Below are 18046 nucleotides of genomic sequence, written 5' to 3'. Positions count from 1 at the left end.
AGCAAGGTGTAAACTACGCACAGAGGGAATTTGTAGATGATTGTAGAAAGAAGAAGATAATTGGAACTTTCATTTGTGAAAAATATCCTGTTCGTACTATGGGTTCTGTCCTTATGCTGCTTGAGAGATTGGGAGAAGTAGCCAAGATTGTTGCAGTCCAATATGTAGTTCGACTGCTCCCGGAGCAATTTGGTTCAACAGGGCAATCGATTTTCGCTATGGTGTTCATGGGGCTTACCGGGATTATTAGCGGTTCGGTAGGGGGATGGTTGAGTGGAAAGGATGGGGCAAAAATACATAAAAAAACACCCGGATGCATAAGGCAACGGGTGTATGTACATTTATTTATTCGCTTGTCCTGAATCGGCATTCGTTACTTCCGCAGGATTAACTTCTTTGCGAACCGATGCAGGCTGCTCTTCAATTGTGGAATTTCCGCCATTTCCGCTCGTTGCATCTTTGAATTCGCGAAACATTTTACCGAATCCTCTGCCGAGCTCCGGCAATTTATTTGGCCCAAACAAAAGTAGGGCAACAATTGCTATTAATATAATGTGCCAAGGTGATAATGCTCCCATGCTAGACACCTCCAGTAGTTTAATCTTTAGTTCCAGTATAGCATGCTCTTATCATAACCCATATACCCTAATTATTACAAACTACATAACTTTGCATAAAAAACGAAAAAAAATGAAGAAAGACGCCCTGTTAGTGATACAGGGCGTCTTTATGATGTTCCGAAATACTGAATTGAATAATTTCCATGACATCTTCTGCTTCGAGCGCCTCAATCCCAAATCGGAGGACAATCTCGGAGTCCAGCTCGCAGCTGGTTAAGAAGGGATACAACTCGGGTGTTAATTTCATTACAATCCTGGATAATTTGACTGTCTCCACAAGCATCACCCTTCCAATCAAAAGATTAGAATAAGAACTACGCCTGAACCATTTAAGTTAACAACCAGAACTATATGAAATTACAATCATTATAACACAAATCACAGCGGAATAAAGAGGCGGATAGCACGAAAGTTTATTTAAGCTTGCGGAATTCGCCGACAATCCCAACCGTTTCTACGATATTCACGAATGCTTTGGGATCAATTCGCTTAATAATTCGCTTTAGTTCAACAAGCTCATAACGGGTAATGACGGTCATCAACATATCATGCTGTTGTTTGGTATATGCGCCTTCCGTCTTCACAAGCGTCACACCGCGCGGGAGCAGAAGCAGTTCGTTAATCAACTCATCCTTCTGTTTGGTAACAATAAAAGCAGTCACTTTCACGTGGCGAATATGTATCGTATCAACGACTTTGCCACTAATATAGATCGCCAGCATAGAAAAGAGTGCAAGATCCCAATTATGTTTAAAATAACCTAGGGCAACAATGACAATTCCGTTCATAGACGATAGGATCGTGCCAAGAGGGAAATCGAACTTGCGCGTTAAAATCAAACCGACGATATCGAAGCCGCCGCTTGAACCACCAATTCTTAAGGTAATTCCACTCCCGATTCCAATTAAAACGCCACCAAACACAGCGCCAAGAATCGGTTCCTGAGCCACATAGCTGGTAGGCAGAATTTGCATCAGCCATACCGTCAAAATAACGGAGGAGACACTGATCATAATAAATCTTCGGCCAATAGAAACTAATCCCCAAATCATCAATGGCAAGTTGAATAATAGATATAAGAAGCCAATGTTCCAATTTGTAAAATAACCGATAATCATTGCAAAACCGGAAACTCCTCCGCTAAGCAGTTGGTGAGGGATGAGGAACATGTTGAAGCCAACCGCGACAAGCAGTGCGCCAACTAGAATGACAAGAACATCTAGCGCTTTTTTCAAAAAAAATCACCTCTAAAATAGTATGCAGCATAATGCAAGTATAATTCATTCTTTCAAAACTTCAATCATTATTTAACCTCTGTTCAATTAAAAGAATTGGAAATAAAAAAGCTGTGTCCAATTCATGGACAACAGCTTCATGTGCGCGGATTATCGTCTTTTGAAGGAACCTGAACGCGAGCTTGTGCTTGGCTTGGTGGTTTTGCTGCTCGATGGTTTGGTTACCTTATTCGTAGTGGAGCCATCGTTTTTCCGTGTTGTCGAACTGCTGCCTGTGTTAGGTGATCCTGCACCTGAACCCGTGCCTGTCTTAAAGGTTCCGGTTCGATCAGATGTTGTAGGCTTTTTATCTTTAGAAGTATCGGTCGCTGGTGTGGTTGTTTTACCCGGTCCGGCATTATAGGTTGGAGTGCGGGTATATCCTCTATAATCGTAACTTCCTCTATTGTTGAACCAACTGCCGCCAAATAAGGATTGAAGCAGGGTAGCGGTCAAATAACCTTGCAAGAAAGAGGAATCATAATGTGTTTTGGCATATTGAATACTATCGATTTGAACCAGGGTGTTCGAACTGTCTTTGGGATCTTTTTGAATATTAATGACCTTGTCATTATAAACAAGGAACATTTGATCCTCAGATTCCTTGCTTTTTTCTTTCGGTGATTCTTTCGCTGCAATTTCGGTCGCTACCGCGGGGACGCTTTTGCCCTCTACGGAATAAACCCTGGATAGATCACTGCCCTTGCCATCTACGCTGACTAGGGGGTATTGATCTTTGACATAACGTCCGGCATCAGCGCCACACGCGGTAAGGAGGGCGATGATCAATAAAAAGGAAAGCCAAGAAGTCCATCTTTTCACTTTGCAGTAGTCCCTCCTTTCCAAACTTTACTAATGATAACATAGGTTGTTTAGGGCGTCGATTTTAAAAATTTGATCTGATTGCCAGGCGTTCGTTCGCCCTCAAGCGCAATGAATTTCCCATCTTGCCATTGCAGAAAGAAAAAGCGTTGATCGGGTCCGAAATAGCGCCAGAAGATAACATCATCTCCGCTACGGAAATCGGTATTTCCTTCTGTCCGAGTCACATCATTGCGATGATACTCCAAATCAAAGGTCACATCTTCATCTAGTTCAAGGCGTGTAGGCACATCATTCGGATCATCAAGCGCACCTTCGACAAAGCTGCAAATGAAACAGTCATAGGTTCGCCCTTTTTCCACGATTAGACACTGAATATTTTTGCCACTTTGCAAATAATAAGCGTAACGATGGGGAGCAAAACCGCGGTCAAAATAAATGGTCTTGCCAGATACGACATACTCTTCTAAGTCTACACTGACAATATCTCCAACTCGAGCATCTTCTAGTGGGTTGCCAACAGGTGTTGTAGGAGGGACATCTTTATTGCTGCGCAGGATGCTGCCAACTCGTTTAAATATGGACATAATAAAACTCTCCTCTGTTCCGATTATTGTACTAACATGTAATACGCTTTGATTATGTGGAAGGTTTCGTTCCCAATTTGAAAGTAGCCTCTGGAAATGTGTATATGACTTGTGCTATAATATTTTAGATGTTCTTAAGGGCGGCCAATTGGATCATGGAAGATGATGAATCGAAAGTGTATTCCACCAAGAAACTATAGATACGGATAGGAAGTCGTACTTAAGGGTAAAAAAGATACAAGGCATTAGCCTGCCCTGTACAAAAGGAGATTGAATTTATTTGAAAACATTTCAAGAGTTTGGTTTAGAGCCGGCGATTTTACGCGCTGTTACGGAGATGGGTTTTGAAGAATCCACACCAATTCAAGAAAAAACGATCCCATTAGCCATGGAAGGCCGGGATTTGATCGGTCAAGCGCAAACAGGAACAGGGAAAACAGCTGCTTTCGGTATTCCGCTAATTCACAAAATCAATACCAAAGAAGAGCGCATTTCTGCTCTTATTATGTGTCCAACTCGGGAACTTGCCATTCAGGTTGCGGAAGAGATTGAAAAACTCGGTCGTTTCAAAGGCATTCGTTCTTTACCTATCTACGGTGGACAGGATATCGTTAAGCAAATTCGCGCTTTGAAAAAGAAACCGCAAATTATTATCGGTACACCAGGCCGTCTGCTTGACCATATCAACCGCAAAACAATCAAGTTAGATGATGTACAAACGGTCATCTTGGATGAAGCAGATGAAATGCTCGATATGGGCTTCATGGATGATATCCAATCGATCCTCAAATTAGTACCGGAAGAGCGTCACACGATGTTGTTCTCGGCAACAATGCCAGCTAACATTCAAAAATTGGCGCAACAATTCCTGCGCAACCCTGAGCATGTTTCGGTAATTCCTAAACAAGTCAGCGCGCCATTAATTGACCAAGCGTACATTGAATTGCATGAAAAACAAAAATTCGAAGCACTTAGCCGTTTGATCGACATGGAAGCTCCAGATCTTGCGATCATCTTCGGTCGTACGAAACGCCGTGTTGACGAATTAGCAGAAGCTTTGCAAAAAAGAGGCTATGCAGCTGAAGGGCTACATGGTGACTTGTCCCAAAATCAACGTGATAACGTAATGCGCAAATTCCGTGACGGCAGCATCGATGTATTGGTTGCTACGGATGTCGCGGCGCGTGGTCTAGACGTTTCTGGCGTAACGCACGTAATTAACTTTGACCTTCCGCAAGACCCTGAAAGCTATGTTCACCGTATTGGTCGTACAGGCCGCGCAGGTAAAGAAGGTACGGCTTGGACGTTCGTAACACCAAGAGAAATCGATCACTTGCACTTCATTGAGAAAGTGACGCGCCATAAAATCAGCAAAAAACCTTTGCCTAGCTTGGCTGAAGCCATCGAAGGTAAACAAAAAATGACAGCTGAGCGTATCCTTGATGTCTTACAAAATGATACGCAAGGTGAATTCAAAGGTCTTGCTATTCAAATGTTGGAGCAATATGATTCCGTAAATCTTCTTGCAGCAGCGATGAAGCTTCTGACAGGCGACAAAAAGGAAACAAATATTGAATTAACACCAGAAGATCCGATTCGTGCAAGAAAGAAAAAATTCGACGTGCGCAGCTCAGGCAGACGCGTTGGCGGTGGATACGGTTCAGGATCCAGCTCATCAGGTTCAGGCGATCGTCGTCAAGGTGGCGGCTACAATTCCGGCGGTTCCAGCAGCTCGAACTCCCGTTACCCGCGCAAAGATAGCAGAGACTATGGTTCAAACAGAGAAGGTGGAAGCAGTTCCTCTTCCAGAAATCGCGAATACGGCAGCAACAATTCCGGAAACCGTGATCGTTCCAGAGCTCCTCGCAAAAGCGAAGATACACTTGTAAATAAATAAGGGTTAGTACCCAAAATGAAAAGGCGAAGATCCTCTTGAGGATCTTCGCCTTTTATTGATGTTGAAGTAGCTATAACGACTAGACGTCTACCTATAAACTGAAAAATAGGCTATAATTAAACCATATCGTGAAGCAAGACAAGTTCCGTTAAAGTTGGGTTATAACATCAACGTAGAAAGTTTCCATTAGGAAACGCTAAGGAGGAAGCGGTTTTGGAGTTTAGAGGTGTTATGGGAGGACTATACAGAATATCAGAATGGATAATGCGCCTATCGGTGATCAATCTGCTCTGGCTCGTATGTTCGATTCCGGTTTTCTTTTTTGCATTTATGGGTTTGGTGAGCCAGTCACCTGATGCTCTGAAGTCCATGTTACCGATATTGGCTATTTTGGCACCGTTTACTTTATTTCCGGCAACCTCTGCCATGTTCACAGTAGCAAGGAAATGGGTCACAGGTGAAGAAGATGTTCCACTGCTGAAAACCTACTTCCGTGGATATAAAGAAAATTACCTGCAAAGCATGGTTGGCGGCATTTTCTTTGTTATCATTTTTGTAGTTATCGCAGTAAACTACTTCTTTTATTTGAAGCAGGGAAGCACGCTGCGCGTTTTGGCCGTTTTGTTTATTGCATTCACGGTCATTATTCTTATTTCCTTGTTTAATTTTTTCTCGATTATGGTGCATTTGCACATGAAGATTTTTCAAATACTGAAGAATTCCATTCTGATTACGATTGGTAATCCGATCAATTCGATCGTCTTGTTAATTTGTAATGGTGTGATCCTTTATATTTGTGTGACGAAGTTCAATTTCTTCCTTGTTGTGTTTTTTATGGGCAGTATTATGGCTACGTTCTCTTTCTGGCAGTTCAACCGAAGTTTCACGAAGCTGCAGATCAAGCAGCAGGAGCTTGAGGAGAAGGAACAGCAGAAGCTGGCTGAGGCTCAGGAACAAGAGCTAGGTGAAGTTGAGAGCGAAAAAAGCGATGTCGAAATTAGTTTGCATAAAAAAGAGGATACTCACAAAGAATAGAGAATAATCCCAGCCAGTTGATAATCAGCTCGCTGGGCACTATAATAAGAACTACAAAAGAATCCTGCGATGTTCGTAACGGTTTTAAGTTGTTTTAAACCAATGACTGTTTCTAGGGAGACCTACATTGAAGTGTGGCTGACATGCCCTCGAAAGGGGACCTCAAATACACTTCTGCGGACACCCACCTGCGAGAGCGGGTTTGAAGCACCAAAACCGGACGGCATAGGCGGGTTTTTTTGTGCCTATTTTCTTGCTTATGAAGATAATTACAAAAGCCTTGAATCCGTTTAATGGATTCGAGGCTTTTTTGGGTTTATAGGATTTAGGGAAGCATGCCTGCCTAATTATGGTTGTATGCGAGATATAGTTTGGGTTTGGCGGGATAGGGATGTGTGATTATGAGCACATTGAGTACATTGATCACATTGATCACATTGATGCAGAGTAGGGAACTATGTTCCCTTATTCGTCATCCAAACAGCCGTTTGGCTAGTCAGACGGAACTATGATCCGCTAATTTGTCTAATTTGCTGAAATTTCACCTAAAAGTGGTGGAATAAGGGATCGTAGTTCTCTTTCAGCTGTAAATATTGGATTTTGAGTCAAATAGCGCACCTTAGTTCCCTTTGGTGAGAATTATTTAGCAATTTTCGCTTGGTTGACCAAATGTCTATGCGCTCGTAATGTTAATTCCAGCTTCATACTGAAGTTAGATCGATTAGGGATGAATATGTAAAAGGCGATCCATCCTGGCAAACTAATGTCCAGCCAAATCGCTTAACTGGTGGAAAGTATGCTGAAGAGTGCCATATAAACCGCGATATAATTGGTAATAAGCATCATATTGTTGCTGATTTTCCTTAACAGGCTCTATGCGATCGGTAACACGGATCCATTTTTCGCATAGGGTGGTAATATCAACGCCTAGCACACCGGAAGCAGCCATGATAGCAGCGCCGTAGGCAGGTCCGTCTGTCGAGTTAACCGTAACGACTGGGATGCCGAAGATATCGGCGATCATCTGACGCCAGAAAGGACTTCTGGCTCCGCCCCCGCTCACGCGAAGCTCGGTTACTTCAATCCCGGATTCGCGGATTAATTGCATCGAATCGCGGAGACCGAAAGTGATGCCCTCGAGAACGGCGCGGGTGAGATGTGCTTTTCCGTGGCGCAGGTTAAGGCCGATGAAGGCGCCGCGAGCCTTCGGATCTGGATGTGGTGTGCGCTCCCCGGATAAATAGGGAAGGAACAACAGTCCTTCGCTTCCGAGGGGAGCTGAGGCTGCCTCAGACGTCAAGATTTCATAGATGTCCTTGCCTTCTTGCTGCGCACGCTCCAGCTCTTCGTGCGCAAAGTGGTTTCTCCACCACTGGAACGAGCCTCCGGCCGCCAGCATAACCCCCATGCGGTGCCACTTGCCTGGCACGCCGTGACAGAAGGAATGAAGCCGGTGCGCTTCATCGACTTGGTAGGTGTCGTCATGCACGAAGACGACACCTGAAGTGCCGAGCGCCACCGAGGCGATGCCTTGGCGCACGACGCCGACGCCTACGGCGCCGCAGGCTTGGTCGCCGCCGCCAGCTACAATTGGCGTGCCGGCGGCAAGGCCGGTCAAGCTGGCGGCTTCCGGCAGCAGGTGGCCGGCAATGTCGCCGGACTCGAAGAGCGGCGGCAGCCACGCAAGCGGGATGTCCAGCCGCTCAGCGACGGTCTGTGACCAGCTGCGCGCAGCCACGTCGAGCAGCAGGGTGCCGCTGGCGTCGGCGACATCCATGCCGAACGCGCCCGTCAGGCGCAGCCTGACGTAGTCCTTCGGCAGCAGCAGATGCCGAACGCGCGCGTAGTGCTCCGGTTCGTGCTGCCGGAGCCAAATGACCTTGGGCGCTGTGAAGCCTGTCAGCGCCCGATTGCCTGTCAATCGACCAAGCTCGGCTTCGCCGACGGTCGATTCGATGTATGCGCACTGTTCCGCTGTGCGCTGGTCGCACCAGAGCAGCGCAGGACGGATCACCTGCTGCGCTTCATCTAAGAAGACCGACCCATGCATCTGGCCGGAGAAGCCAATGCCGGAGATTGCCTCGCCGGCGGTGTTCGTTTTCGCTAACAACGCGCGAATTCCTTCTACGGTGGCGTTCCACCAATCTTCCGGGTGCTGCTCCGCCCAGCCGGGAAATGGCTGTTGAAGCGGATATTCAATGCTATGACTGCCGATGACATGACCGTCCGCATCCACGAGAATGCATTTGATTGCGGAAGTTCCTAAATCCAAGCCCATAAAATACGCCAAGAAGATTCACCCTTTGTTAGTTAAGTATTGATAATTCATAACATCTTTGTTTGTTTATTGAATATACAAAGATTATTCAACTACTATATTCGCAGAAAGACAGAAAAATCCTTCTTTTACGGAATAATTATTTCCAAATGAAATTCATTTCATGCCACTGAATGCCTCCATGTGAAGAGTTCGAAGGCATGATGTAACGAAATCCATGCTTCTCATAGAAAGAGATCAGATGTTCTTCGCACATGAGCACGATACCTTTCAATTGATCGTCTTGAGCCACTCGAATGATGCGTTTGAGAAGCGCGGAAGCAATTCCTTGCCTTTGGTAAGAAGGGTGAACAGCAATCGTGAGGATGCAAAAATAGGAGCCATCGACTTCATATTGGCCTGCTTGTTTAATGCTTTCATTCGATAAATCCATGTGACTCAGTTTGATTCCGTTAGTTACTCCAACGATTTGTGAAGCTGGCTCGGTCTCAGCCACGAGAAAATAGGGACCGAAAATGTTCTTCCTCATTTGAAAAGCTTCTAGGCTGGCGGCGGACTCTGGGGTAAAAACAGCTCTTTCTATCTCGTAAGCCATTCTAACTTCAAGGTCGGTAATAACGGGGCGTATCAGCATTGGTAGGCAGCTCCTTAATTAATTTTTCCCATGGTAAAAACTATTTCATTCGCACATAACTGTTTACCTATAGCATATAATAAATTTATGTAGTATAATTCATATAAATAAGTTTCCTTAGTACAACATTATTGGTCTAGAGAAAGAAGGAAGATAAACATGGAAGCAGCCTACAAAAAACCAGATCAAGAGCCGAGTGGATGGAAGAGTAAGTCTTCTATGCCAAGTCTGCCTGAAGTTCATCACAGTATGCATGTCCCTAAGAAAGCAGGATTTTTTCGTAAGTTACTGGCCTTTGTGGGTCCGGGTTATCTCGTAGCAGTAGGTTATATGGACCCGGGCAACTGGGCAACGGATTTGGCAGGTGGTTCTCAATTCGGTTATACGCTTTTGTCTGTTATTTTAATTTCCAACCTAATGGCGATTCTCCTGCAAGCCTTGTCTGGACGTCTTGGTATTGTCACAGGACGGGATTTAGCGCAAGCTTGTCGGGATCATTATAGTAAGCCGGTCTCATTCGCACTGTGGATATTGTGCGAGCTTGCGATCGCTGCTTGTGATTTGGCGGAAGTGATTGGTGCTGCGATTGCTTTGAATTTATTATTTGGGATGCCGCTTATTTACGGTGTCATACTTACCTCGATAGATGTCTTGCTGGTACTTCTGCTGCAGAAAAAAGGCTTCCGCTATATTGAAGCGATGGTTATTAGTTTGATGGCACTTATTATTATTTGTTTTGTTATGGAACTCATTTTTTCTAGACCTGACTTTGCAGCTGTAGCTGCTGGCTTTATTCCTAGAACAGAGATTGTCTCCAACCCGGCTATGCTATATATTGCTTTGGGTATTCTAGGGGCAACCGTTATGCCTCATAATTTGTATTTGCACTCTTCGATTGTGCAAACTCGTAAAATTGAACCAACGATTGAAGGAAAACGAGAAGCCATTAAATTTTCAACGATTGATACAACGGTTGCTTTAATGCTGGCTTTGTTCGTTAATGCAGCGATCCTGATCTTGTCCGCGGCAGCTTTCCATTCCGCAGGCAAAGAAGTAGCCGAAATTCAAGATGCTTACCATCTTCTTGGACCTATGCTAGGAACAGGAGCGGCCAGTATTCTCTTTGCGGTGGCACTCTTGGCTTCAGGCCAAAACTCCACATTAACAGGAACGTTAGCTGGGCAAATTGTCATGGAAGGCTTTCTGAATATTCGGTTATCGCCATGGCTGCGCCGCTTAATTACGAGAATAATCGCCATTATACCGGCTGTCATCGTGATTGGGATCTACGGCGAGAGCGGTGCGACCGATTTGCTTATTCTTAGTCAAGTCATTTTATCATTGCAATTATCTTTTGCCGTTATTCCATTAGTTAAGTTTACTTCTGACCGTAAAAAAATGGGCGTGCTCGTAACGCCGAAATGGATGGTTATCCTAAGCTGGATCGTGGCCGTCGTCATTGCAGGATTGAATGCTTACTTGTTGTATACCACTATATTTGGGTAATTAAATAGCGTGAATCCCCCTGATTTCATTTTCCCTCTTTTTCTTACGCCTAAACAATGGTAAGATAGAGAACAGTGTAGAAATGGCATGCGGTCTAGATGCACTTCATTGAAGGGGGAAAAGGCTTTTGCTTAAGAGAACTTTAATAGGATTACTTCGCAGTCATGAAACGACCGGAGATAAAGCCAAAGATCCTTTGCTTAAAACAAGATATTATAAGCTTCCAAAAGATCAGGTTTGGGAAGAAGTAACTGCTGTTTTGAAGAAAACACCGGGTTACAAGCTTCTTCACGAAGTTCAAAATGTTGGTGAAATTCTAGCAGAACGCAAGACGATGACGGGGCGAACGCAGGATGTTACCTTAACGTTATTTGGAATTAACCCGGTAAAAACAGCGGTAGATATTTATTCGGCTTCCCGAGGATCTATGGGTGACCTGGGCTCCAATTACCGCACCATTATAGATATTTACAAACAATTAGATCGTAAGCTTGCCTCATATAAGATTGAAGGATAACAAAAACAGCAGGGAAGCTAGGCCTCCTTGCTGTTTTATTTGTGTCTATTAAACTAATTTTTTGACAGCTTCTACAGCTGCTTCATAGTTAGGGTGAGCTGTCATTTCGCCAAGGTATTCAACGTATTGAACAGTGTCATTAGCGTCGATAACGAAAATGGAGCGCATATCCAATTGAAGCTCTTTGATCAATACGCCATAAGCTTCGCCAAAGGATTTTGTTTTGTAGTCGGACAAAGTAACAACTTTATCGATACCGGCAGCACCGCACCAGCGGGATTGTGCAAAAGGAAGGTCTACACTGATTGTTAGAACAGCTACGTTGTCGCCAAGGCCAGCTGCTTCTTCGTTGAAACGACGCGTTTGCGCATCGCATACGCCTGTATCCAAGGAAGGAACAACGCTGATTAGTTTTACTTTACCAGCATAGTCTGCAAGGGAAACTTGCGTCATCAAATCTTTGTTCACTGTGAAGTTTGGTGCTTTGTCACCAACTTTAATTTCGGGTCCTACCAAAGTAATCGGATTGCTTTTAAGGGTAGCAACACCAGTACGTTCTTGAGCCATTTGAACAGTTCCTCCTTTATTTTCCATGCTATTAACAACCTATCTATTATAAGCTTTTTGAACTTAGGTTGTCCAATCGCTGGTGTGAGGCTATAATTTAGAAGCATAAAGGAATCAGCTCCATGATTGCAAATTCATTCACAATGTAAGAAAAGTCGGGGGATTCATCCAGGTGGAATTAAGACAATTGCAATACTTCGTTAAAGTAGCAAGAAAGCAGCACGTGACTCAAGCGGCTGAAGAAATGCATGTTGCACAGTCCGCTGTTAGCCGTCAAATTCATTTATTGGAAGAAGAGCTTGGTGTTAATTTATTTGTTCAAAAAGGCCGCAATCTACAGCTGACTTCAGTTGGGCATCTGTTTTTAAGCCGAATCGAAGGGATTTTGACAGATCTTGAACGAGCGGTGGGGGAGATGCATGAGTTTCTGGACCCTGAAGCCGGGGAAATTCGTATTGGATTTCCGCATAGTCTGGTGATCAACTTATTGCCTGCTGTTGTTGCGTCTTTTAAAAAGGATCATCCAAACGTAAAGTTTAGATTGCGTCAAGGTACGTACGCTTCCTTGATACGCGATGTTACGCGGGGAGAAATCGATCTAGCCTTTATCTCGCCATTTCCGGAGTCCCATGAGCATGTCACCGGTGAAATTCTGCTTACGGAAGAATTGTATGCCATTATTCCGGCTAATCATATTTTAGCTGAGTACACGTCGATCCGATTAGAGCAGTTGAAGCATGAGTCCTTTGTCATGTTCAGTGAGGAATATACGCTGCGTACGATTGTGATGGAGGCTTGTCTCAAAGCAGGCTTCGTTCCGAAAATTGAATTCGAAGGCGAAGAAACGGATACCATTCGCGGGCTTGTAGCCGCTGGAATGGGCGTTAGCTTGCTTCCTTCCATGGCTTTGATGGAAGGTGGTCAAATGCAGCCGACCAAGATTCGTGTAACGGATCCTCAGGTGACTCGGACGGTTGGTTTGATTTGTCGGAAAGGCGAGAAGCTGCCGCTTGTGGCAGAAGTGTTCAGACGGTTTCTTCATGAGTATTTTCAATAACCTCATGCTAAGCCCGAAAAAAGATCTCCTCGTGAGTGCGATCGCACATCACTTGGAGATCTTTTTGTTTGGTTTAATCGTTGTTGTTGCGTCCGCTGAATATCATGATATATTTCAGAAGCTCAAGGACCGAGATCAGCGCTGCAGCCACATACGTAAGTGCTGCTGCATTCAGAACTTTGGCGACGCCGCGCTCTTCTTCATTAGATATGAAGCCCTCGGCTATCATTAAATCACGAGCTCTTGAGCTCGCATTGAATTCCACCGGCAATGTTACTAATTGGAAAGCAACGGCGGCTGCGAAGAAAATGATTCCCAGGCCAAGCAGCCATGGAATCTGTTGAAAAATAAAGCCGGCTATGATGAGCAAAGGAGCGACGCCGGAAGCGAAATTAACAACCGGAAACATCCGGTGTCTTGCAACGAGCATAGGGTAATGCACTTTGTGCTGAATGGCATGCCCAACTTCATGACAGGCGACGGAGATGGCTGATATTGAGCTTTCGTAATAAACAGGTTCAGATAATCGAACGACTTTGGATAACGGATCGTAGTGATCTGTCAGCCTGCCAGGCACAGCCTCTACAGGAACATCGTAGAGTCCGTTGGCGTCGAGCATGCGCCGCGCTGCTTGTGCACCGGTCATTCCTGAATACACAGGGACTGTGGACCATTTGTTGAACGTTCCTCTAACTCGGAACGAGGCCCACATGGAAAGGATGAAAGCGATAATGATGAGAAAATCCATAGGATGAAAATAGAACATAAGACACGCCTCCGATTTCGTTATGAGAACGGATTTTTACCTAGAAGAACAATTAATGCTTCAATACAAGCTGCGGTGGGCTGCGTTAAGATGCGGTACAGCTTTTTCATTTGATTAGGCTTCAATTGGCTGATAATGGGCCCAAGCTCTTTGGCTTCTTTCATTAACTGTTCAAGATGAAGTTGGAGAGATGTCAGCTTATCTCTCACTGTATCATCCGGTGATACTTTGCTCCATTGTTGCAAGTGTGCTTTGATTTCCTCTAAGGTATATTTCTCGTTCTTCATTGTTTCAATACGTTTCAATCGATTCAAGGTTTCATCACTATAAAGACGGTAGTTTGTATCAGATCTTTTCTCCGGCTCAATCAACTCCAACTTGGTGTAGTAATCAATGGTTCGAGGACTGACATCGGCAAGTTTGGCAAGTTCTCCGATTTTATAAAGTTTCTCATTCCCCATAATATGTTCACCTCTACTCCAATGGTATGTACGACTTCCTTCATATAGTAATGATACCTGATTACAAACCGTACAGTCAAACGTGATGCTTGGAAAAGCTGACATTGCTTTTTAAGCAAATTCGGAACATTTTAGCCATCCAATATGCTAAAACACGAATTATGCCTGTTTCATGTCAGGTTATTTTTCGCTTTTTTCATTTTTTTAGCGAAATTCCTATTGTCAAACCCAAATAAGCTGTATATAATGACATTAAGAGTTTCATTACATGTTACTTAATCTAACATTAAAGGAAGTGGTCGTATGGTTAAGAAGTTGTTGTTAGCTTTCGGCGTTATGGCATTATTGTTCCCTACTCTCGCATTTGCTGCAGATGAGGCAACGATACCCCAACTTCAAAGTGCTATCGATGCTGTTTGGGTCATGTTAGCCGCAATCTTAGTCATCTTCATGCAAGCTGGATTTGCCTTATTAGAAGCGGGGTCAACTAGAATGAAAAATGCCGGTCACGTAGCCGGTAAAACAATTTTAACTTTTGGACTATGCGCCATCGCTTTCTGGGCAGTGGGTTTCGGTTTTGCCTTCGGTGATGGAAATGCCTTCTTCGGAACGACGGGATTCTTCGTTACAGGCTTGGAAGATCAAGCGACTGCTGCTTTCGGATCCTTGTCGGCTTCTGATGTGCCGATTGGCATCAAGTTCTTGTTCCAATTAGCTTTCGCGGGTGTATCCTTGGCGATTGCGTGGGGTGGATTTGCGGAAAGAGCGAAGCTTCCTGTCTATTTCATCTTCGGAATTCTTTTCACAGTCGTGATTTATCCGATCGTAGCTCACTGGGTATGGGGCGGCGGTTGGTTGAGCAAATTGGGGATGCAGGATTTCGCGGGTTCCACGGTTGTTCACTTACAAGGTGCAACGGCAGCGTTAGTAGCAACGATCTTGTTAAAACCACGTATTGGCAAATATAATAAAGATAAAACGCCAAACTTGATTCCCGGTCATAACCAAGTCTTATCTGTTCTCGGTGTTATCATTCTTTGGATCGGTTGGTTCGGTTTCAACCCAGGTAGTACACTCAGTGCAATGGGCGATGGATTCTTCGGTTACATCGCTTTGACAACGAATATGGCTGCTGCGGCGGGCGGTGTTGCTGCTCTGATTATTTCTTGGATGTACTTTGGTAAAGCGGATATTCCTAGCATGTTGAACGGTGTTCTCGCAGCGCTTGTTGCCATCACGGCGGCGTGTGCGTTCGTAGATACATGGGCAGCTATCGTCATTGGTGCGGTTGCCGGTATTGTTACTTTCTTCACAGCACAATGGTTCGAAAGAGCTGGAATCGACGATCCGATCTACGCGTTTTCCGTACATGGTATCGCTGGTATCTGGGGTACACTTTCCACTGGTTTGTTCGCTACACCTGAGCTTTCTGCGAAAGTTGGCGTTGGTGGTGCAGGCTTATTCTACGGCGGCGGCGTACACCAATTGGGTATTCAAGCGCTAGGCGTATTCGGTGCATTGGCTTTCGTACTTGTTCTTTCCTTCATTATCTTAGGTATTCTGAAAGCAACTGTAGGTCTTCGTGTTACAGAAGAAGAAGAAATTATCGGTCTCGATCTGTCTGAGCATGGTTCTTACGGTTACCCGGAACAAATGAAAAAAGCAGCTCAAAACGGAGTATCCGTTTAATATCACATACACTTTCTACTAGAGCAAAGGGGATGCAACATGAATCATCTCTCAATGGAACAGATCCTGGAACGTATCTATCAATCCGAACACTTTGATGAGATGCGCATAACCAGAGATCAGGTGCATGAGATGATTCGGGAGCATCTCCTTTTCTCTCATTCACCAGCCCTTGGGCGACAGGTGAACCAAATCCATGATGCCCTTATTCATAGAACAATTGAATTGTCTGAACACATCTTAGAGGATGAGGGATTTGGAAAACCGCCTGTCCCTTATGCTTTTATTTTATTTGGCAGCGGAGGGCGAAGTGAGCAGACGCTTTGGAGCGATCAGGATAACGGATTAATTTATGAAGATAGTGAACACCACTCGGAAGATGAGCTTGAAGCCTATTTTAATAAATTAGTAGCCTGTATTCTTCAAGGTCTTGAAATGTTAGGTTATCCTCCTTGTGAGGGAAATGTTGTTTCAAGCAACAAACAGTGGCGGAAGTCATTTTCAGACTATATGGACATGGTTTTGGCATGGTTTCAGGAACCTGAGTGGGAAAATGTTCGGTATTTGCTTATTTTGGCCGATATGCGCAGCATTTATGGGGCGCAAGCTTTGGTTCACAGGCTCAGAACGGGATTCCTTGATTATGTGAGGGAACATCCGAGCATTTTGAATGATTTATTATCCAATACGCTTCACCACAAAATATCACTTGGTGTATTTGGACACTTGATTACTGAGCGATATGGGGAAGATGCCGGAGGTTTTGATATTAAATATGGTGCCTATATTCCAATAGTGAATGGGATTCGACTGCTTGCCATCCAAGCCGGCCTTCATACTTCTTCGACAGTGGAAAGAATTAATCAACTAAAAGGAGACTCGCATATTCCTGAATCTTTGGCTAATGACTGGCAGAGAGCCTTTGATGTCGCGCTCAAGCTGAGAGATTTAACGCCATTTCAGGTGGAAAATGAGTTGTATACAACGCGCGGCAAGCTTAGTGCCGAGCAATTGACGAAAGAAATAAAACAAGAGCTCAAAGAATGCTTGCGAACGGGCATTGAATTGCAGAAGTTTGTGAAGAAAACAATTGGTGCTCACATAGAAAAAGAAAAAGAAAAAGGTTAGAATACTTGGTTTTGGAGCATCAGCGGGGGAGGGAGAATTCGGGATGAAAGATATGCGTCCGGCTGGTCGAATGTGGCAGTTGTATAAGATGGGCGGTCTGACACCGGCCCTTACCTCTATGTTTGATGTGCAAAGTGCGCAGCAAATGGCTTTCATACGTTCTATGTTGAAGGAACAGCGGAAGGACTCTTTATTTGAAATACCGCTTCATTCGATGGAAATCATCGTTTTTGATTTGGAAACGACCGGCTTTTCGCCTTATAATGGTGATGAAATTATTTCGTTTGGCGGTGTCTCCGTTATTGGCGGAGAGGTGCAATACGATCATACCTTCTATAGCTTGGTAAACCCGAAACGTAAAATACCGGCAGAGATTGAAAAGTTAACTGGCATAACGAATGAAATGGCGGCTGAGGCCCCTGAATTAATAGGAGTATTGAGTGACTTTTTGGAGTATGTCGGGCAGAGAATCTTGGTTGCTCATGCCACTGGACATGATAAAAATTTCTTGAACTCAGCGCTTTGGCGAACGTCCAAGGTCAGCCTCTCTCACCGCGTTCTTGACACGATGATGATTGCCAAGTGGTTGATGCCGAAACGCAAAAATTTGAGCTTGGATTCGCTGCTTCATGCCTATGAGATACCCGTAACAACGCGCCACCATGCCCTTGAGGATTCCTTGATGACGGCACAGCTTTGGTCCCGATTTATGGATGAAATCAAATCAAGGGATGTAGATACGCTAGGTGATCTATATGCCTTACTGAGCCATCACTGACCGATGACAAACGAAAGTTTGTGATAGGTGGTCAGCGTGGCTTTTTTTATTTGATAAAGCTGGAGGTCGGGTTGGTCGGGCTGCTGCAGGGAGAGAATCCAATAGGTTGGGATCGTGTGCCATAGGCTCTGGAGATCGTGGTGCGATGGGATAGGCGGCGCCGTAGGGTGTGAATGAAAAATGCCGATCACAGGATGTTCTTGATCGAGCAGAAATGGCAGCATGGCTGTTGGGTTGATCTCGAATTGCGTATGAGGCTGTTTCGAAATGTTGGGCAAAGGAGCAAATGCGGCAGCGTGCCGCTCTCCGATATCATTGTCTAGTTGCGAACCTAAAATGAAGCCGCATGCTTCTTGAGGGAGCTGAAGCCTGCTGTAGCTAACCAAGCGCTGGTAAAGCTCCATGGGAATATGTACAAGCATGGTATGAT

General features: G+C 44.6%; 19 protein-coding genes and 1 other RNA gene. 9 read left to right on the top strand and 11 right to left on the bottom strand.

Features of this window, described 5'->3' with window-relative positions; all coding sequences use genetic code 11:
• Nucleotides 1-341: 341 nt before the first annotated feature.
• The 5 genes from HQN90_RS18475 to HQN90_RS18455 all read right to left on the bottom strand — a co-directional run bounded on the left by HQN90_RS18475 (nucleotide 342) and on the right by HQN90_RS18455 (nucleotide 3303).
• Nucleotides 342-578, bottom strand: coding sequence for a Sec-independent protein translocase subunit TatA/TatB (locus HQN90_RS18475; RefSeq protein ID WP_173221361.1), 237 nt, complete (start codon nucleotides 576-578; stop codon nucleotides 342-344).
• A gap of 130 nt (nucleotides 579-708) precedes the next feature.
• Nucleotides 709-903 carry a hypothetical protein gene (locus HQN90_RS18470; protein ID WP_079413795.1) on the bottom strand — a complete coding sequence of 65 codons (195 nt, stop codon included), beginning with the start codon at nucleotides 901-903 and terminating at the stop codon, nucleotides 709-711.
• Nucleotides 904-1033: 130 nt separating this feature from the next.
• Nucleotides 1034-1855 (bottom strand): YitT family protein, encoded by an 822-nt coding sequence (locus HQN90_RS18465; protein ID WP_173221359.1) that lies wholly within the window; start codon nucleotides 1853-1855, stop codon nucleotides 1034-1036.
• A gap of 150 nt (nucleotides 1856-2005) precedes the next feature.
• Entirely contained in the window at nucleotides 2006-2716 is a 711-nt protein-coding gene (locus HQN90_RS18460) for a DUF4247 domain-containing protein (protein WP_173221357.1), read from the bottom strand.
• A 50-nt stretch (nucleotides 2717-2766) separates the two neighbouring features.
• The gene (locus tag HQN90_RS18455; RefSeq protein WP_173221355.1) at nucleotides 2767-3303 is read right to left on the bottom strand and encodes a DUF4178 domain-containing protein; all 537 of its coding nucleotides are present in this window, start codon (nucleotides 3301-3303) and stop codon (nucleotides 2767-2769) included.
• 280 nt (nucleotides 3304-3583) lie between these two features.
• Here HQN90_RS18455 and cshA point away from each other — a divergent pair, with 280 nt between their 5' ends.
• The 3 genes from cshA (at nucleotide 3584) to ssrS (ending at nucleotide 6475) form a co-directional block, all read left to right on the top strand.
• Entirely contained in the window at nucleotides 3584-5200 is a 1617-nt protein-coding gene (gene cshA / locus HQN90_RS18450; RefSeq protein ID WP_275942595.1) for a degradosome RNA helicase CshA, read from the top strand.
• Nucleotides 5201-5413: 213 nt separating this feature from the next.
• Nucleotides 5414-6235: a YesL family protein gene (locus HQN90_RS18445; protein WP_173221353.1), complete on the top strand. Its 822-nt coding sequence runs from the start codon at nucleotides 5414-5416 to the stop codon at nucleotides 6233-6235.
• Nucleotides 6236-6293: 58 nt separating this feature from the next.
• A non-coding RNA gene (gene ssrS / locus HQN90_RS18440) (6S RNA) lies at nucleotides 6294-6475 on the top strand.
• 520 nt (nucleotides 6476-6995) lie between these two features.
• Here ssrS and xylB read toward each other — a convergent pair.
• Together xylB and HQN90_RS18430 are read right to left on the bottom strand one after the other, a co-directional pair.
• Nucleotides 6996-8513 carry a xylulokinase gene (xylB, locus tag HQN90_RS18435; RefSeq protein WP_173221544.1) on the bottom strand — a complete coding sequence of 506 codons (1518 nt, stop codon included), beginning with the start codon at nucleotides 8511-8513 and terminating at the stop codon, nucleotides 6996-6998.
• 139 nt (nucleotides 8514-8652) lie between these two features.
• On the bottom strand, nucleotides 8653-9147 hold the full coding sequence (locus HQN90_RS18430; RefSeq protein WP_173221351.1) for a GNAT family N-acetyltransferase: 495 nt from the start codon (nucleotides 9145-9147) through the stop codon (nucleotides 8653-8655).
• 159 nt (nucleotides 9148-9306) lie between these two features.
• Between HQN90_RS18430 and HQN90_RS18425 the strand changes: the two genes are divergently transcribed.
• Together HQN90_RS18425 and HQN90_RS18420 are read left to right on the top strand one after the other, a co-directional pair.
• Complete coding sequence (locus tag HQN90_RS18425; protein WP_173221349.1) at nucleotides 9307-10653, top strand: Nramp family divalent metal transporter; 1347 nt, start codon at nucleotides 9307-9309, stop codon at nucleotides 10651-10653.
• A gap of 127 nt (nucleotides 10654-10780) precedes the next feature.
• Complete coding sequence (locus tag HQN90_RS18420; RefSeq protein WP_079413786.1) at nucleotides 10781-11170, top strand: DUF1499 domain-containing protein; 390 nt, start codon at nucleotides 10781-10783, stop codon at nucleotides 11168-11170.
• A 48-nt stretch (nucleotides 11171-11218) separates the two neighbouring features.
• On the opposite strand, the gene tpx is transcribed toward HQN90_RS18420, so the two are convergent.
• Complete coding sequence (gene tpx / locus HQN90_RS18415; RefSeq protein ID WP_079413785.1) at nucleotides 11219-11737, bottom strand: thiol peroxidase; 519 nt, start codon at nucleotides 11735-11737, stop codon at nucleotides 11219-11221.
• A gap of 172 nt (nucleotides 11738-11909) precedes the next feature.
• On the opposite strand from tpx, the gene gltC reads away from it, so the two are divergent.
• Nucleotides 11910-12794 carry a glutamate biosynthesis transcriptional regulator GltC gene (gene gltC / locus HQN90_RS18410; protein WP_173221347.1) on the top strand — a complete coding sequence of 295 codons (885 nt, stop codon included), beginning with the start codon at nucleotides 11910-11912 and terminating at the stop codon, nucleotides 12792-12794.
• 73 nt (nucleotides 12795-12867) lie between these two features.
• Here gltC and HQN90_RS18405 read toward each other — a convergent pair whose 3' ends face one another.
• Nucleotides 12868-13560: a zinc metallopeptidase gene (locus HQN90_RS18405; RefSeq protein WP_173221345.1), complete on the bottom strand. Its 693-nt coding sequence runs from the start codon at nucleotides 13558-13560 to the stop codon at nucleotides 12868-12870.
• Between the two features lie 20 nt (nucleotides 13561-13580).
• Nucleotides 13581-14021 (bottom strand): MerR family transcriptional regulator, encoded by a 441-nt coding sequence (locus HQN90_RS18400; protein ID WP_079413782.1) that lies wholly within the window; start codon nucleotides 14019-14021, stop codon nucleotides 13581-13583.
• A gap of 303 nt (nucleotides 14022-14324) precedes the next feature.
• On the opposite strand from HQN90_RS18400, the gene HQN90_RS18395 reads away from it, so the two are divergent.
• From HQN90_RS18395 to HQN90_RS18385, 3 genes are read left to right on the top strand one after another with little or no spacing between them, the layout of a single operon-like run.
• A complete protein-coding gene (locus tag HQN90_RS18395) occupies nucleotides 14325-15710 on the top strand; it encodes an ammonium transporter (protein WP_173221342.1) in 1386 nt (461 codons plus the stop codon).
• A gap of 39 nt (nucleotides 15711-15749) precedes the next feature.
• A complete protein-coding gene (locus HQN90_RS18390; RefSeq protein ID WP_173221340.1) occupies nucleotides 15750-16838 on the top strand; it encodes a DUF294 nucleotidyltransferase-like domain-containing protein in 1089 nt (362 codons plus the stop codon).
• Nucleotides 16839-16881: 43 nt separating this feature from the next.
• On the top strand, nucleotides 16882-17616 hold the full coding sequence (locus HQN90_RS18385) for an exonuclease domain-containing protein (protein ID WP_173221338.1): 735 nt from the start codon (nucleotides 16882-16884) through the stop codon (nucleotides 17614-17616).
• On the opposite strand, the gene HQN90_RS18380 is transcribed toward HQN90_RS18385, so the two are convergent.
• Complete coding sequence (locus HQN90_RS18380) at nucleotides 17610-18038, bottom strand: M67 family metallopeptidase (protein WP_173221336.1); 429 nt, start codon at nucleotides 18036-18038, stop codon at nucleotides 17610-17612. The genes HQN90_RS18385 and HQN90_RS18380 overlap by 7 nt on opposite strands.
• Nucleotides 18039-18046: the final 8 nt, after the last annotated feature.

Source organism: Paenibacillus alba (assembly GCF_013204855.1).
Taxonomy (GTDB): domain Bacteria; phylum Bacillota; class Bacilli; order Paenibacillales; family NBRC-103111; genus Paenibacillus_E; species Paenibacillus_E alba.
The sequence above is the reverse complement of the archived record's forward strand: the minus strand, read 5'-3'. Positions and strand labels throughout refer to the sequence as shown.